Genomic DNA, 16,752 nt, shown 5'->3' on the forward strand with positions numbered 1-16,752 from the left:
GAGGTTATTTTACTCATGGCAATCATCGGCATCTTTTTTGGCAGCGACACCGGCAACACCGAAAATATTGCAAAAATGATCCAAAAGCAGCTTGGTAAAGATGTTGCTGATGTTCACGACATTGCCAAAAGCAGCAAAGAGGATCTGGAAGGTCACGATATCCTGCTGCTCGGCATTCCGACCTGGTACTACGGCGAAGCCCAGTGCGACTGGGACGATTTCTTCCCGACGCTGGAAGAGATCGATTTCAACGGCAAACTAGTCGCGCTGTTTGGCTGTGGCGATCAGGAAGACTATGCTGAATACTTCTGCGATGCGCTGGGTACCATCCGCGACATCATCGAACCGCGCGGCGCAACTATCGTTGGCCACTGGCCGACCGCGGGCTACCATTTTGAAGCGTCTAAAGGCCTGGCCGATGACGATCACTTTGTTGGCCTGGCCATTGACGAAGACCGTCAGCCAGAATTGACTAACGAACGCGTGGAAAAATGGGTAAAACAGATTTCTGAAGAGCTGCACCTTGAAGAAATCAAGAATGCCTGAGTCTAAACGGCGAAATCATCAGATTTCGCCGAATTGATAGATAAAAGCAATCAAAGTTATAGCTACAAGTTTTTAACTTTTAATCACATATCTGTACAATGTCCTCTGATTTAACGGGGTCGCGTGAAGCACTTTGTAGCGAGTGCCTCGTTTTTGACAGCATACAAGGCCCGATGCTTGCAGTTTTCATTTCACCATGGCAGTTCTATAATGAGACGCATTACATCGGGTGATTCTCTGTATTACTTCCGCTGATGGAAGTAGATCGTTTAGCAACAGGACAGATTCCGCATGACTGACAACAATACCGCATTAAAGAAAGCTGGCCTGAAAGTGACGCTTCCGAGATTAAAAATCCTGGAAGTGCTGCAAGGACCGGATAACCATCATGTCAGTGCGGAAGACTTATACAAACGCCTGATTGATATGGGTGAAGAGATTGGCCTGGCCACCGTCTACCGCGTACTGAACCAGTTCGACGACGCCGGTATCGTCACCCGTCATAATTTTGAAGGCGGTAAATCCGTTTTTGAACTGACGCAGCAGCATCATCACGATCACCTGATTTGCCTCGACTGCGGCAAAGTGATCGAATTTAGCGATGATTCCATCGAAGCGCGCCAGCGTGAAATTGCCGCAAGGCACGGTATTCGTCTGACCAACCACAGCCTGTACCTGTACGGACACTGTGCGGAAGGCGACTGCCGCGAAGATGAACATGCCCACGACGCGGCAGAGAAATAATCACCGCATCGTATACCGCCAAAAGCCAACCTGAAGGTTGGCTTTTTTTTGCCCGGAATTTGCCGCCTCTTTCTCTCGCGCTGCAATACGTTTACTGTCAGTGCATCCTGAGGTGTACGGAGAGTCGACATGGAGCTTCGCCAGCTACGCTATTATGTGCGCATTATTGAAACCGGCAGTATGGGCCGCGCCGCGCTTGACCTGAATATCGGCGTCTCCGCGCTGAGCCAACAGATGGCGCGCCTGGAGAACGAACTCGCCATCCGTCTGCTGCAGCGGACATCGCGCGGCGTAATGCCGACCAGCGCTGGTCTCGCCTTCTACTCCCAGGCGCAGCTGGCGCTGCGCCACGCCGACGATGCGGTTCTCGCCGCGCGCGAGGCGCGCCTTTCCGGCCACGTCAGCGTCGGTATGGCCCCCAGCACCGCCTCTGTACTGGGGGTACCTTTTATTCACGCGATGCGCGAAAGCTATGCCGACGTCCGCCTGCATTTGGTCGAGAGCCTCTCTGGTAATCTGGAACGCATGATCAACACCCGCCAGCTTGATTTAGCTATCGTGTTCCAGAAGGAGAAGCTTGCGCGCTGGAGCGCCAGGCCGATTCTCGAAGAGCGTCTGTTTCTGATTGGCACCCATGACGTGCTGGCCCCCCTTCCCGAAGCGAGCATCTCGCCTGGCCAACTGGCCGCTATCCCGCTGATAATGCCAAGCCTGGGGCATGGCCTGCGCGGCAGGCTGGAGGCGATCTGCCAGGAGCACGCCCTGAGCGTCGATGTGGTGGCTGAAATCGACGGTCTGGCCCTGCTGATGCGCGCCGTCCGCGACGGACTTGGCGCCACGCTGCAGCCGGGGGCGGCGATTTCCCATCTCGACGGCGAGTCCCTGAGAGTGATCGGCGTAGAGAATCCGATACTCAGTCGGCCAAACTTTCTCGTCAGCCTTTCCGATGATGAACTGACCCCAGCGGGCCTTGCCGCGCGGGTGATACTGGCGAAAGTCATGCGTCAGCTCGTGGAGTCAGGCCGCTGGCCCGGCGCCAGCCTTTACGCGCACTAAACCCCCCTTTAGCAATACGCCATAGCGTCCTTACGGCCAAAACGAATACATTTCCATTACAAATTTAACAATCAAGCAAAGCGTAATGGAGCCAAAAATGGTGGATGTACTGGTGATTGGCGGCGGCAATGCCGCGCTATGCGCCGCATTAACCGCCCGGGAAGCCGGCGCGTCCGTGCTGCTGCTGGAGGCTGCGCCGCGGGAATGGCGAGGCGGAAACTCTCAGCACACGCGGAATCTTCGCTGTATGCACGATGCTCCGCAGGATGTTTTAATCGACAGCTATCCGGAAGAAGAGTACTGGCAGGACCTGCTGCGCGTCACCGAGGGCAACACCAACGAAGCGCTGGCGCGGCTGGTGATCCGCACTTCAGCGCAATGCCGGGACTGGATGCGCCAGCACGGGGTTAACTTTCAGCCGCCGCTCTCCGGCGCCCTGCACGTTGCCCGCACCAACGCCTTTTTTATGGGCGGCGGTAAAGCCCTGGTCAACGCCTATTACCGCAGCGCGGAGCAGATGGGCGTTAAGATCCGCTACAACACGCCGGTACAGGCGCTCGAATTAGATAACGGCGAATTCGTCGCCGCGCTGGCGGGCGAAGAAAGGATCGTCGCCAAAACCTGCGTCCTCGCCGCCGGCGGGTTTGAATCTAACCGCGAGTGGCTGCGTGAAGCATGGGGACAGAACGATCGTGGTGAATGGCCAGCCGATAACTTTCTCATCCGCGGCACCCGCTTCAACCAGGGCGTGCTGCTCAAGTTTATGATTGACGCCGGGGCTGACATCATTGGCGATCCTTCACAATCCCACTGCGTCGCCATTGACGCCAGGGCGCCGCTCTACGATGGCGGGATCTGTACGCGCGTGGACTGCGTGTCGCTGGGGGTGGTCGTCAACCGTGACGCCAGGCGCTTTTATGACGAAGGGGAAGATTTCTGGCCCAAACGTTATGCCATCTGGGGCAGACTGGTCGCCCACCAGCCGGGGCAAATCGGCTATTCAATTATCGACAGCAAAGCGATCGGCCACTTTATGCCGCCCGTTTTCCCCGGCGCCCAGGCCAATACCATTGAAGAGCTGGCGCGCCAGCTGGGATTGGACGCAGAAAGCCTGGCGCAAACCATCGCCCGCTACAACGCCGCCTGCGCGCCCGGCAAGTTCGATCATACCCGCCTTGATAACTGCGCGACATCCGGCCTGACGCCGCCGAAAACCCACTGGGCGCGGCCCATCGATACGCCGCCCTACTACGGCTATGCCCTACGACCGGGGATCACCTTCACCTACCTCGGGCTGTACGTCAATGAACACGCCGCCGTCCATTTTGCGGGCAAGCCCAGCCGAAGCCTGTTCGTTGCCGGTGAAATGATGGCCGGCAACGTGCTGGGCAAAGGCTATACCGCCGGCGTGGGCATGTCGATCGGGACGACATTCGGCCGCATTGCCGGCCAACAAGCCGCCAGGGCGGCACTGCAGGAGAGACACCATGAAGTCGCTTGAAAAGCTAATCATTGACGCGCAAATCATCACCCAGCCGGAAGCGGAGGTCGAACGGGTGATGCAGGTCTGTAACGCCTGCCGCTATTGCGAAGGGTTTTGCGCCGTGTTTCCGGCCATGACCCAACGCCTGGCTTTTGGTAAAGCGGATATAAACTACCTGGCCAACCTGTGCCATAACTGCGGTGCCTGCCTGCATGCCTGCCAGTACGCGCCGCCGCATGAGTTTGCCATTAATGTCCCGAAGGCGATGGCGGAAGTGCGGCTGGAAACCTATCAACATTATGCCCAGCCCGCGGCTTTCGGCAGCCTGTATCGTCGGGCCGGCGTGACCACGGCGCTGGCGCTGGTCGGTGGGTTGATCCTCTTTCTGCTGCTGGCGATGGGGCTCAAAGGCTCCCTGCTACATCCGCCGCTGGCCGGCGATTTCTACCAGATTTTTCCCCATAACCTGCTGGCGTGGATGTTTGGTTCGGTCTTCGTACTGGCCATGGGCTTACTGATGGCCGGCGTGATCCGTTTCTGGCGCGAGATCTCCCCGGGGCATCCCCACGCCGTTGATATCGCCAAAGCCTCGCATAACGCGCTGACCTTAAAATATCTCGACGGCGGCCACGGTAAGGGCTGCAACGAGGCTGATGACGCGTTTACCCTGATGCGCCGTCGTTTCCATCATCTTACCTTTTATGGTTTTCTGCTCTGTTTCGCTGCCACCCTGGTGGCCACGGGCTATCACTATTTTGCCGGATGGGAAGCTCCCTACCCGTTCTTCAGCGCACCGGTTCTGCTGGGCACGCTTGGCGGAATCGGCCTGCTGGTGGGCCCGGCAGGCCTGCTATGGCTGAACCTTCGTCGTTCGCCGCTGCACGGCGACCCGCGGCAAAAACCGATGGATCGCGCCTTTATCCTGCTGCTGCTGCTGACCAGCTTCACCGGCCTCGCCCTGCTGGCGGGACGGGACACCTCGTGGATGGGCATTCTGCTTGCCATTCATCTCGGCGTGGTGATGGCGCTGTTTTTAACCCTTCCTTACGGAAAATTCGCCCACGGATTTTATCGCTGTGCGGCGTTACTCAAGTGGGCGATTGAGAAACGGCGCGGAAAACAGGCGGCAGTCGCAGGCGACTAGCCCCCCTCTTACCTCTATAAAAACAAGATAAAGACAATGGAGAGCAAACCCTATGACGCAACCCTCATCGCGCGCCGGTACCATTGGCGCCATCCTCCGCGTGACCAGCGGTAATTTTCTCGAACAGTTCGACTTTTTTCTGTTTGGTTTTTACGCCACCTACATCGCCAGAACGTTCTTTCCGGCGGAAAGCGAGTTTGCGGCGTTAATGCTCACCTTCGCCGTCTTTGGTTCGGGCTTCCTGATGCGCCCTATCGGCGCGATAGTGTTGGGGGCCTATATCGACAGAATCGGCCGCCGTAAAGGGCTGATGGTGACGCTGGCGATTATGGGCTGCGGGACGCTTCTGATAGCGCTGGTGCCCGGCTATCAGACTATCGGCATTCTCGCCCCCATCCTGGTGGTTGTCGGGCGGCTGTTGCAGGGTTTCTCGGCGGGCGTCGAGCTCGGCGGCGTGTCGGTCTATTTATCGGAAATCGCCACGCCGGGGAACAAGGGATTCTATACCAGCTGGCAATCCGCCAGCCAGCAGGTGGCTATCGTTGTGGCGGCGCTGATTGGCTACGCGCTGAATGAAACGCTCGGCCACGATCAGATCGCCGAATGGGGCTGGCGCATTCCCTTCTTTATTGGCTGTATGATTATTCCGCTGATTTTTGTGCTGCGGCGTTCGTTACAGGAAACCGAAGCCTTCCTGCAGCGTAAACATCGTCCTGATACCCGGAAGATCCTGAGCACAATTGTCAAAAACTGGCGCATCATCTCGGCGGGCACCTTGCTGGTGGCAATGACCACGACAACTTTTTACTTCATTACCGTCTATACCCCGACCTACGGCAGAGCCGTGCTGCACCTGAGCGCCCGCGACAGTCTGCTGGTGACCATGCTAGTCGGCATCTCCAACTTTATCTGGTTACCGATCGGCGGGGCAATTTCTGACAAAATAGGCCGTCGACCGGTGCTGATGGGCATTACCCTGCTGGCGCTGCTCACTACCTGGCCGGTAATGCACTGGCTCACCGCCGCGCCGGATTTCACCCGCATGACGCTGGTCCTGCTCTGGTTCTCGTTCTTCTTTGGTATGTATAACGGCGCGATGGTGGCCGCGCTGACGGAAGTGATGCCGGTCTACGTCCGCACCGTCGGCTTTTCACTGGCCTTTAGCCTCGCCACCGCGATCTTCGGCGGCCTGACGCCAGCAATTTCCACCGCGCTGGTAGAGATAACGGGCGATAAAAGCTCGCCGGGCTGGTGGCTGATGTGCGCCGCGCTATGCGGCCTGGCCGCTACCGCAATGCTCTTCGTACGCCTGAGCCGCGGCTACCGGCCGGCAGAAATACCCCGCTAAAATAGCAACGGGCGGAGTTTTCGCTCCGCCCGTTTGCTTGCCGCCGTCTGGCTTAACGCGGTGTATTATTGCTGCGGATCTCTTTCCAGATCTGGTCGCAGCGCGCCTCTACAGCCTGATCGTTCCCGGTTTTGCGCGCCTGGATGCACTGCTGATAATCCAGAACCCGCACGCTTTCCTGGGTCGCGAACTGCTGATGCTGTTTCTCCTGTTTCAGCACGTTCAGTACGCTCTGACAGGCTTCCACTTTATCCGGATTGCCCTCAGCGCTATTGATGCAGGCGCTGTAGGCATCTTTTAACTTTGAGTCTTCCTTAGGCGCTGGCGACTGGGTACAGGCAACCAGACCTGCTGCCATAATGGCGACAAGCATTAACTTTTTCATCATGAACCTCGGGAAATTGCGGCGGGTTTTCCCCGCCGCAGTGGCATCAGAAAATGGTGAACGGAGCGATAACCATGAACTTCACGTCGCGCTCATCCTGGAAGATGTTGCCGTAACCGCCGCTCCAGCTTGGGATATCGGAGTGGTTGTCGTATTGCGTAAAGTGGAGTTTGAACAGCGTGCCCTTCGCGCGTCCTTCCTGAACGGTGTACATGGCATCCAGGCTATAAGCGGACTCTTCCAGACGTTTATCCGGGTTGTAGTACGCATCAGGTGAGGACATTCTCCCCGGCTTCGCATCCCAGGCATAAACGTAGGATGCGCCGAAGGCCCAGCCCGGCATGTTCCAGTTCTTCATGTCATACATCGCGCCGAAGAACACCGCTTTTTCACCGTTGGCGTTGAAGTCCGAACGGTTATCCCACCAGATATCCAGTCGCCCGTTAGACGATGCATAGGTAGGCGTCATACGCTGCAGGAAGTAGCCCTGCTGGCCATCAGCTTTAACCCAGGTGCCTTCCAGACGCAGATCCAGAACGTCGGCAACCTTATAGCCAAAGGTCAAGGCCTGCAGCCACGCGGTGCCGTCATAGATATCGTTAGCCCCGCCGTTGCTGACTTTATCGCGGGTGCCGTAGAACTGATAGCTGGTGGTTAACGGCGTGCCGGCGACATCAAACTTATAGCTGGCCTTGGCAAAATACTGGTCGATGTAACCCTGTGCCTGGCCAAACGCCGCTTCCAGTACAAGGTCGTTTTTAAAATCATATTTGGCGCCGAGAGAGTGGAGATAATCCACCTTGGTTTTCTTGTCGTTCTGATAGAACTCATCCATCTCAATGTGCCACGGCGCTTTATATTCGTTTGTCCACATATAGGAGAAACTCAGCGCGCCCGCATCACCGTAGTCAAAGTTCGCGCCAGCTTCCGCGCCCTGGTAAGTACCGGGCATAAAGCTCCAGTGCGGCGCCAGCAGCGTTTGGCCGGTTGGCTGAATATAGCCCGCGCGCGCCCATGCCGGACCAAATTTAAATTTCGCGGCTGCTTTATACAGGCTGATCCCGCTCTTATCGCCGGAATAGTCTTCATCGTAGCCTTTATTACGCGAGGAGAAAGCGATTTCGTTCGGGTGACCGCTCTCGCTGCTTTCACCCATTTCGATGGCGGTAAAGGCAGCGACGTCAATACCGAACATGTCGGCGGCATAGCCGGACTGGAAGTCGAGGTTGGCGTTCCAGGTGGAGTGTGACAGGTTAGTTTTATATTTATCGCCGTCGGTCACATCTTTACGGTCGCGTTCACGCTGCCAGTAATAGATGCCGCCGGTTAACGTTGAATCATCAATGAACCCTTCTGCTTTTGCATCCGGCACCATTGCAAATCCTGACAGGGCTGTGACACCGGCAATAGCCAGCGCCAGCGTACTACGTTTGCCACTAAACGTACGCATATGCATATCCTCTTTGACGTTTTAAAGTGCGGTCACCAAAGGGCAACACGCAAAAAATAAAATAAAACTGCTAAAAAAGTGGTGCGCTAAAAATTCGCATAACCACTGGGTATAGACTATTTTTCGTGACGCGAATTATCAATCTCTTTCGCCGACCAAAGATGAAGATTATGACAAAGCGCACATAATTTATGTCTTTATGTTTCAGTCTTAGACATCACACATTTAGCGTGGAAGTGCTTGCAAAAACAGAGAAAATCAATAGAAATGAAAGTGATCACCTAATTTCAGGTGATATGCCGGAAGGATTAAAAATAACGCTTATTACAATCTGTAAACAAGATTAATTCGCATCGCGAAAATATGGTAATTTAATTCGCTGATTCTGAATAAAAAAAACGCCGCAGTTAGCGGCGTTCTTAATGATGGCGAATAGCTACGCGCCGACTTTCGTCCAGGTATCGCGCAGGCCGACGGTGCGGTTAAACACCAGATGGCTTGCGGTGGCATAGCGGCTATCCAGGCAGAAATAACCTTCACGCTCGAACTGGTAGGCTTTTTCCGCCTGCGCCTGCGCCAGGCTCGGCTCAGCGAATCCCTGTTTAATCACCAGCGATTCCGGGTTCATCACCGCGAGGAAATCTTCCGCCGCGCCCGGGTTCGGTACGCTGAACAGGCGATCGTAGAGGCGGATTTCTACCGGCAGCGCGTGCGCCGCGCTCACCCAGTGAATCACGCCCTTCACCTTGCGACCGTCGGCCGGGTCTTTGCTCAGGGTGTCGGCATCGTAGGTGCAGAAGATAGTCGTGATATTGCCTTCCGCATCTTTCTCCACGCGTTCCGCTTTAATCACGTAAGCGTTACGCAGACGAACTTCTTTACCCAGCACCAGACGCTTGTACTGCTTGTTCGCTTCCTCACGGAAGTCGGCGCGATCGATCCAGATTTCGCCGCTGAACGGCACCTCGCGGCTGCCCATCTCCGGCTTGTTCGGATGGTTCGGCATGGCCACCATTTCACTTTCGCCCTGCGGATAGTTTTCGATAACCAGCTTAACCGGGTCGATAACCGCCATCGCGCGCGGGGCGTTTTCGTTCAGATCTTCACGAATGCAGGATTCCAGCGACGCCATCTCGATAGTGTTGTCCTGCTTGGTCACGCCGATACGTTTGCAGAACTCGCGGATAGATTCAGCGGTATAGCCGCGGCGGCGCAGACCGGAGATGGTCGGCATACGCGGGTCATCCCAGCCTTCAACGTGCTTCTCGGTCACCAGTTGATTCAGCTTACGCTTGGACATCACGGTATATTCGAGATTCAGGCGCGAGAATTCGTACTGGCGCGGATGCACGGGAATGCTGATGTTATCCAGCACCCAATCGTACAGGCGGCGGTTATCCTGGAACTCAAGGGTACATAGAGAGTGGGTAATCCCTTCCAGCGCATCGCTGATGCAGTGGGTGAAGTCGTACATCGGGTAGATGCACCACTTGCTTCCGGTCTGGTGGTGATCGGCAAACTTAATGCGGTACAGCACCGGATCGCGCATGACGATAAACGGAGAGGCCATATCGATTTTTGCGCGCAGGCAGGCTTTACCCTCAGCAAATCCGCCGCTACGCATTTTTTCAAACAGCGCCAGATTCTCTTCCACGCTGCGATCGCGGTACGGGCTATTTTTACCCGGCTCTTTCAGCGTGCCGCGGTACTCACGGATCTCCTCCGCTGACAGTTCGTCAACGTAGGCCAGACCTTTATTGATCAGCTCAACCGCATACTGGTGCAGCTGATCGAAATAATCAGACGAGTAGCAAACATCCCCGGACCAGTGGAAACCTAACCACTGCACGTCGTTTTTAATCGACTCAACGTATTCGATATCTTCCTTCACCGGGTTGGTGTCATCGAAACGCAGGTTGCATTGGCCCTGGTAATCCTGGGCGATGCCAAAGTTCAGGCAAATAGACTTCGCGTGGCCAATGTGCAGATAGCCGTTCGGTTCCGGTGGGAAACGGGTATGAACGGTGGTGTGCTTACCAGTAGCCAGATCTTCATCAATGATCTGACGAATAAAGTTAGTCGGGCGGGCTTCTGCCTCACTCATCGTGGGTTCCTCAAAGCGTAAACAACGTATAACGGCACATGATCTTACAAGCAGGGCGTAGAGACAACTATTAGTTACGCAAAATAGCGATTAGAAGGAGATTATGGGGGTGTTTGCGGTAAAAAAAAGCGGCGCAGCTTTCGCTGCGCCGCTGAGGCATAAACGCCACTCAGGAGTCTTACTTGCCTTTAATTTCGTACAGCGGCGTCTGGCCCGCAACAACCTTACCGGTTGCCTGGATAACCAGCGCGCTGTAGTCGTCGCTGTTGCTGCAGACGACCGGGCTAATCATCGAACGCGCGTTAGCGTTGAGGAACTCAAGATCCAGTTCCAGAATCGGCTCACCCGCTTTCACTTCCGCGCCCTCTTCCACCAGGCGTTTAAAGCCCTGGCCGTTAAGCGCAACGGTATCGATGCCCATATGGACGACGATTTCCGCACCGTTTTCAGTTTCCAGACAGAAAGCATGGTTGGTGTTGAAAATCTTCACCACGGTGCCCGCTGCCGGCGCAACAACAATCTTATCGGTCGGTTTTACCGCCACGCCGTCGCCGACGGCTTTGCTGGCGAAGGCTTCATCCGGAACCTGCTCCAGCGCCACAATGTCGCCGGTAATCGGCGAAACCAGCGCTTCGACAGTCTTCGCGTTAGCAACAGCCTGTGGTTTAACTGCCTGAGCGGCTACGGGTGCGCTATGAGACGCTGCAGCCGCTGCGGCAACCGGGCCACGGGCAACCACTTTCTTCATTTCATCGCCGACGGATTCCGCTTTTGCGCCCACGATAACCTGGATGGTCTGCTTGTTCAGTTTAACCACACCGGAAGCGCCGAGGCGCTTACAGGCCGCGTCGTTAACCAGCGCAGAGTCCGCCACGGTCAGACGCAGACGGGTAATACAAGCATCAATCGCTTTCAGGTTATCCGTACCGCCGACCGCCGCGATGTAGTTGGTCGCCAGCTGAGTTAAGCCTTCTTCGGTGTTGCTGTTGGCCTCTTCAGTGACCACGTCATCCACTTTATCTTCACGACCCGGCGTTTTCAGATTGAACATGCGGATAACCGCGCTGAACAGCAGGAAGTAGATAACGAAGAACACGACGCCCATCACGATCAGCATCCAGACGTTTTTACTGGCTGCCGGCAGGCTGTACATCAGAACATAGTCGATGGCGCCTGCGGAGAAGGAGAAGCCCGCGTGGATACCCAGCGCCGTCGCAACGAACAGGCTGATACCGGTTAGGATGGCGTGCAGGAGGTACAGCAGCGGCGCCAGGAACATGAACAGGAATTCCAGCGGTTCGGTCACACCGGTCAGGAACGCGGTGATGGCCACCGACAGCAGCATACCGCCGACCATCGGACGACGCTCTTTCGGGGCTGCGAAATACATCGCCAGCGCCGCACCCGGCAAACCGAACATCATGATCGGGAAGAAACCGGACATGAACATCCCCGCGGTGCCGTCACCCGCATAGAAGCGGTTGATGTCGCCGTGGAACACCGCGCCAGCAGCGTTGGTGAATTCACCAATCTGGAACCAGGCGATGGTGTTCAGCACCTGATGCAGACCCGTCGGGATCAGCAGACGGTTGATGAAACCAAAGATACCGGAGCCGAGCGCGCCCGCGCCGACAATCCATTCACCGCCGGCATGAATGGCGTTCTGCACCGGCGGCCAGACGTAGCCGAAGATGGCTGCCAGCACCAGACAGAAGAAGCCGGTGGCGATGGGCACAAAGCGTTTGCCGCCGAAGAAGCTCAGGAAGTCAGGCAGTTTGATGCCCGACCAGCGGTTATACACGGCGCCGCCGACCAGACCGGTAATGATACCCGCCAGCACGCCCATGTTGATGGCCGGGTTGATGGTGACCATCGCTTTGGTCAAAACGAAGTAACCTACCGCCCCCGCCAGCGCCGCGGCGCCGGCGCTGTCTTTCGACCAGCTGGATGCGACACCGATAGCGAAAATCAGCGCCAGGTTGTCAAAGATTGCCCCGCCCGCCTGGGCGATAAACGAAATGTTAAGCAGATCCGGTTGACCGAATCGCAGCAGCAGCGCCGCGACCGGCAGCACTGCGATAGGGAGCTGTAACGCCCTACCGAGACGCTGAAAAAAACCTAAAATATTCATCTTATTCCCCCTATGAGACCCCGATGAGGCTCACTAAAGCCACTTTATTATTGTGTAACCTGGTTAATTTTTTAACTTACCTGCAAAGTGTCTGAAAAATTAATTCGTCTCGCAAATTAAATGGGTATTTTTTGTGACAATAGTCACCAAATATCGTATTCACCTCCGCCTTTGACTGGCTAACAACGAAAACTTATTTTATCATTCAAAAAATCAACACGGATTGACCCCGGTCGGCGCAGTTACTGCGATACTCTTAATAGTATGCTGGCGCCAATCCGCCAGGTTCTAATTTAACTATAGAGGTGAACAATGAGACTGATCCCCCTGGTAACAGCTGAACAAGTCGGTAAATGGGCTGCCCGGCATATCGTTAACCGCATCAATGCGTTCAAACCGACAGCGGACCGCCCGTTTGTCCTCGGTCTGCCTACCGGCGGCACGCCTCTGACCGCTTATAAAGCCCTGGTTGAGATGCACAAAGCAGGCCAGGTTAGCTTTAAGCATGTCGTCACCTTCAACATGGATGAGTACGTAGGCCTGCCGAAAGAGCACCCGGAAAGCTATCATAGCTTTATGCATCGCAACTTCTTTGATCACGTTGATATCCCGGCGGAAAATATTAACCTGCTGAATGGTAACGCGCCGGATATTGATGCAGAATGCCGTCGCTATGAAGAAAAAATTCGTTCTTACGGTAAAATCCACCTGTTTATGGGCGGCGTGGGTAACGATGGCCACATCGCTTTTAACGAACCAGCCTCTTCTTTGGCTTCACGCACACGCATCAAAACTCTGACCCACGATACTCGCGTAGCGAATTCCCGTTTCTTCGACGGTGACGTTGACCAGGTGCCTAAATACGCGCTGACCGTTGGCGTGGGCACGCTGCTCGACGCGGAAGAAGTGATGATTCTGGTGCTGGGTCATCAGAAAGCGCTGGCGCTGCAGGCGGCGGTGGAAGGCAACGTAAACCATATGTGGACCATCACCTGTCTGCAGCTGCACCCGAAAGCGGTTGTCGTCTGCGATGAGCCGTCCACTATGGAACTGAAAGTTAAGACACTGAAATATTTCAACGAATTAGAAGCCGAAAATATCAAAGGTCTGTAATGTAGTTTCGTCCCGCAGCAGACCCTGCGGGACAACCATTTTTGACAACCGGGGGTCGTAATGTATGCATTAACCCAAGGCCGGATTTATACCGGTCATGAAATTCTGGATGACCATGCGATTGTTATCGCCAATGGCCTTATCGAACGTATCTGTCCGCAGACTGAGCTGCCCACCGGGATCGAACAGCGCTCGGTTAATGGTGCGATCCTTGCCCCCGGTTTTATCGACGTCCAGCTTAACGGCTGCGGCGGCGTGCAGTTCAACGACACGGCGGATGCGGTCACCGTTGAAACGCTGGAAATTATGCAGAAGGCGAATGAACGCTCCGGCTGCACCAGCTATCTGCCCACGCTCATTACCGCCAGCGATGACCTGATGAAACAGGGTGTCCGCGTGATGCGCGAGTATTTGCAAAAGCATCCCAACCAGGCGCTGGGCCTGCATCTTGAAGGCCCGTGGCTGAATATTGTCAAAAAAGGCACCCATAACCCGGATTACGTCCGTAAACCGGACGCCGCGCTGGTCGATTTCCTGTGCGAAAACGCGGATGTAATAACCAAAATCACCCTCGCGCCGGAACGCGTTGAACCAGAAGTTATCCGCAAACTGGTGGCCGCAGGTATCATCGTCTCCGCCGGTCATTCCAACGCGACGCTAAAAGAAGCGAAAATCGGTTTTCGCGCCGGGATTACGTTTGCCACCCACCTGTTTAACGCTATGCCGTATATTACCGGCCGCGAACCGGGTCTGGCCGGGGCGATTTTCGACGAACCGGATGTCTACTGCGGTATCATCGTCGATGGCATGCACGTCGATTACGCTAACGTCCGCCTCGCTAAACGCTTGAAAGGCGACAAGCTGTGCCTCGTCACCGACGCAACGGCGCCGGCGGGTGCCAATATTGAGCAGTTCATTTTTGCTGGTAAAACAATATACTACCGGAACGGCCTGTGCGTAGATGAGAACGGTACCCTCAGCGGCTCTTCATTGACCATGATTGAAGGGGTGCGTAACCTCGTTGAGCATTGCGGCATTGCGCTGGATGAAGTGTTGCGTATGGCGACGCTCTACCCTTCCCGCGCCATTGGCGTAGACAAACAGTTAGGCAGCATTGCCCCGGGGATGGTCGCTAACCTGACCGCATTCACCCGCGATTATAAAATCACCAAGACCATCGTTAATGGTAACGAGGTCGTCACTGAGTAAGTAAAAGTATGACAGCAGGCGGACAGGCTCAAATTGGTAACGTCGATCTCGTAAAACAGCTGAACAGCGCGGCCGTCTATCGGCTCATCGATCAGCACGGCCCCATCTCGCGTATCCAGATTGCGGAACAAAGCCAGCTTGCCCCTGCCAGCGTAACCAAAATTACGCGTCAGCTTATTGAACGCGGACTGATCAAAGAAGTCGATCAGCAGGCCTCCACCGGGGGCCGCCGCGCTATCTCAATTATTGCCGAAACCCGCAGCTTTCACGCCATCGGCGTACGTCTTGGCCGCTATGACGCCACCCTGACGCTCTATGATTTAAGCAGTAAGACCCTCGAAGAAGAGCACTACCCGCTGCCGGAAAGAACCCAGGAAACGCTGGAACACGCCCTGCTCAACATCATCGCCTCCTTTATGGAGAGCTGTCAGCGCAAAATCCGCGAGCTAATCGCCATTTCGGTGATCCTGCCGGGGCTGGTCGATCCGGAAAGCGGCGTCATTCGCTATATGCCGCATATTCAGGTGGAGAACTGGGGGCTGGTTGAAGCGCTGGAAAAACGCTTTAAAGTCACTTGCTATGTCGGGCACGATATTCGTAGCCTGGCGCTGGCGGAGCACTACTTTGGTGCGAGCCACGACTGTGAAGACTCCATTCTGGTGCGCGTACACCGTGGGACCGGCGCAGGGATCATCTCCAACGGGCGGATTTTTATTGGCCGTAACGGTAACGTCGGTGAAATCGGCCATATCCAGGTCGACCCGCTGGGCGAGCGCTGCCACTGCGGCAACTTCGGCTGTCTGGAAACCGTCGCCGCCAACGCCGCCATTGAACATCGCGTTCGTCATCTGCTGGAGCAGGGTTATCAGAGCAAAATCTCCCTCGATGACTGCACGATAAAAACGATCTGCAAAGCCGCAAATAAAGGCGATGCGCTGGCCTGCGAGGTGATCGAGCACGTTGGCCGTCATCTGGGTAAAACCATCGCTATCGCCATTAACCTGTTTAATCCGCAAAAAGTGGTGATTGCCGGGGAGATCGTGGAAGCGGAGAAAGTTCTCCTGCCGGCGATTGAAGCCTGTATCAATACCCAGGCCCTGAAGGCATTTCGCAAAAATCTGCCAGTAGTGCGATCCACGCTCGATCATCGTTCAGCCATCGGCGCTTTTGCCCTGGTCAAGCGCGCGATGCTCAACGGGACTCTGCTCCAGCGTTTGCTGGAAAGCTAAAGCCGCTTTATAGTTTCGCCTTTCTCCAACGATGTCGGACAGTTCATGACCATTCAAAACATAATTTGTGATATTGACGGCGTGCTGATGCACGACAATGTGGCCGTGCCGGGCGCCGCTGAATTCATCAAGCGCATTCTCGAAAAAGAGATGCCGCTGGTGATGCTGACCAACTACCCTTCGCAAACCGGGCAGGACCTGGCAAACCGCTTTGCGACGGCGGGAATCGATGTCCCTGATACCGCCTTTTATACCTCGGCGATGGCCACTGCCGATTTTCTGCGCCGTCAGGAAGGCAAAAAAGCCTATGTGGTCGGTGAAGGCGCGCTGATTCACGAACTGTACAAAGCCGGCTTTACCATCACCGACGTCAATCCGGATTTTGTTATCGTCGGTGAGACGCGCTCCTTTAACTGGGAGATGATGCATAAGGCTGCTTTTTTTGTCGCTAACGGCGCGCGCTTTATCGCCACTAACCCCGATACCCACGGTCGCGGCTATTACCCGGCCTGCGGCGCGCTGTGCGCCGGTATTGAAAAAATCTCCGGCCGCAAGCCGTTCTACGTGGGTAAACCGAGCCCGTGGATTATCCGCTCCGCGCTCAACAAAATGCAGGCACATTCAGAACAGACGGTCATCGTCGGCGATAACCTGCGCACGGATATTCTGGCGGGTTTCCAGGCCGGTCTGGAAACCATTCTGGTGCTTTCCGGGGTAGCCACGCTTGATGATATCGACAGCATGCCGTTCCGCCCTTCCTGGATTTATCCATCGGTTGCGGAAATCGATATTTTCTAAATAAAACCACGT

The 16,752-nt window shown here is 55.5% G+C and carries 14 protein-coding genes; 10 read left to right on the forward strand and 4 right to left on the reverse strand.

Annotated features, from left to right (window positions below):
* Positions 1-15 precede the first annotated feature (15 nt).
* From fldA to GUC22_RS19070, 6 genes are all read left to right on the forward strand, one after another.
* Positions 16-546, forward strand: a complete 531-nt coding sequence (gene fldA / locus GUC22_RS19045) for a flavodoxin FldA (RefSeq protein ID WP_004130478.1) — start codon at positions 16-18, stop codon at positions 544-546.
* 291 nt (positions 547-837) lie between these two features.
* Positions 838-1,290, forward strand: a complete 453-nt coding sequence (gene fur, locus GUC22_RS19050; RefSeq protein WP_004130476.1) for a ferric iron uptake transcriptional regulator — start codon at positions 838-840, stop codon at positions 1,288-1,290.
* 129 nt (positions 1,291-1,419) lie between these two features.
* Positions 1,420-2,346 (forward strand): tricarballylate utilization LysR family transcriptional regulator TcuR, encoded by a 927-nt coding sequence (gene tcuR / locus GUC22_RS19055; RefSeq protein ID WP_004134132.1) that lies wholly within the window; start codon positions 1,420-1,422, stop codon positions 2,344-2,346.
* Positions 2,347-2,443: 97 nt separating this feature from the next.
* Positions 2,444-3,847, forward strand: a complete 1,404-nt coding sequence (gene tcuA / locus GUC22_RS19060) for an FAD-dependent tricarballylate dehydrogenase TcuA (protein WP_049088751.1) — start codon at positions 2,444-2,446, stop codon at positions 3,845-3,847.
* Positions 3,834-4,973, forward strand: a complete 1,140-nt coding sequence (tcuB, locus tag GUC22_RS19065; protein WP_024358796.1) for a tricarballylate utilization 4Fe-4S protein TcuB — start codon at positions 3,834-3,836, stop codon at positions 4,971-4,973. Before tcuA ends, tcuB begins: the two co-directional genes overlap by 14 nt.
* 52 nt (positions 4,974-5,025) lie before the next feature.
* Positions 5,026-6,321 carry an MFS transporter gene (locus GUC22_RS19070; protein ID WP_160183721.1) on the forward strand — a complete coding sequence of 432 codons (1,296 nt, stop codon included), beginning with the start codon at positions 5,026-5,028 and terminating at the stop codon, positions 6,319-6,321.
* 52 nt (positions 6,322-6,373) lie between these two features.
* Here the strand turns inward: GUC22_RS19070 and chiQ are convergent, their stop codons facing one another.
* The 4 genes from chiQ to nagE all read right to left on the reverse strand — a co-directional run bounded on the left by chiQ (position 6,374) and on the right by nagE (position 12,391).
* Entirely contained in the window at positions 6,374-6,706 is a 333-nt protein-coding gene (gene chiQ, locus GUC22_RS19075) for a ChiQ/YbfN family lipoprotein (protein WP_004134140.1), read from the reverse strand.
* A gap of 46 nt (positions 6,707-6,752) precedes the next feature.
* The gene (gene chiP / locus GUC22_RS19080) at positions 6,753-8,156 is read right to left on the reverse strand and encodes a chitoporin ChiP (protein WP_024358798.1); all 1,404 of its coding nucleotides are present in this window, start codon (positions 8,154-8,156) and stop codon (positions 6,753-6,755) included.
* 436 nt (positions 8,157-8,592) lie between these two features.
* The gene (glnS, locus tag GUC22_RS19085; RefSeq protein ID WP_004134144.1) at positions 8,593-10,260 is read right to left on the reverse strand and encodes a glutamine--tRNA ligase; all 1,668 of its coding nucleotides are present in this window, start codon (positions 10,258-10,260) and stop codon (positions 8,593-8,595) included.
* A gap of 178 nt (positions 10,261-10,438) precedes the next feature.
* Positions 10,439-12,391, reverse strand: coding sequence for a PTS N-acetyl glucosamine transporter subunit IIABC (gene nagE / locus GUC22_RS19090; RefSeq protein WP_004134146.1), 1,953 nt, complete (start codon positions 12,389-12,391; stop codon positions 10,439-10,441).
* Positions 12,392-12,703: 312 nt separating this feature from the next.
* On the opposite strand from nagE, the gene nagB reads away from it, so the two are divergent.
* The 4 genes from nagB to GUC22_RS19110 are packed head-to-tail and all read left to right on the forward strand — an operon-like array spanning position 12,704 to position 16,740.
* Positions 12,704-13,504, forward strand: a complete 801-nt coding sequence (nagB, locus tag GUC22_RS19095; protein WP_004130458.1) for a glucosamine-6-phosphate deaminase — start codon at positions 12,704-12,706, stop codon at positions 13,502-13,504.
* Positions 13,505-13,564: 60 nt separating this feature from the next.
* Entirely contained in the window at positions 13,565-14,713 is a 1,149-nt protein-coding gene (gene nagA / locus GUC22_RS19100; protein WP_049131922.1) for an N-acetylglucosamine-6-phosphate deacetylase, read from the forward strand.
* A gap of 8 nt (positions 14,714-14,721) precedes the next feature.
* Positions 14,722-15,942, forward strand: a complete 1,221-nt coding sequence (nagC, locus tag GUC22_RS19105) for a DNA-binding transcriptional regulator NagC (protein WP_024358801.1) — start codon at positions 14,722-14,724, stop codon at positions 15,940-15,942.
* A gap of 45 nt (positions 15,943-15,987) precedes the next feature.
* Positions 15,988-16,740 (forward strand): HAD-IIA family hydrolase, encoded by a 753-nt coding sequence (locus GUC22_RS19110; RefSeq protein ID WP_024358802.1) that lies wholly within the window; start codon positions 15,988-15,990, stop codon positions 16,738-16,740.
* Positions 16,741-16,752: the final 12 nt, after the last annotated feature.

This window comes from Klebsiella sp. MPUS7 (assembly GCF_009905335.1).
GTDB classification, from domain to species: domain Bacteria; phylum Pseudomonadota; class Gammaproteobacteria; order Enterobacterales; family Enterobacteriaceae; genus Klebsiella; species Klebsiella grimontii.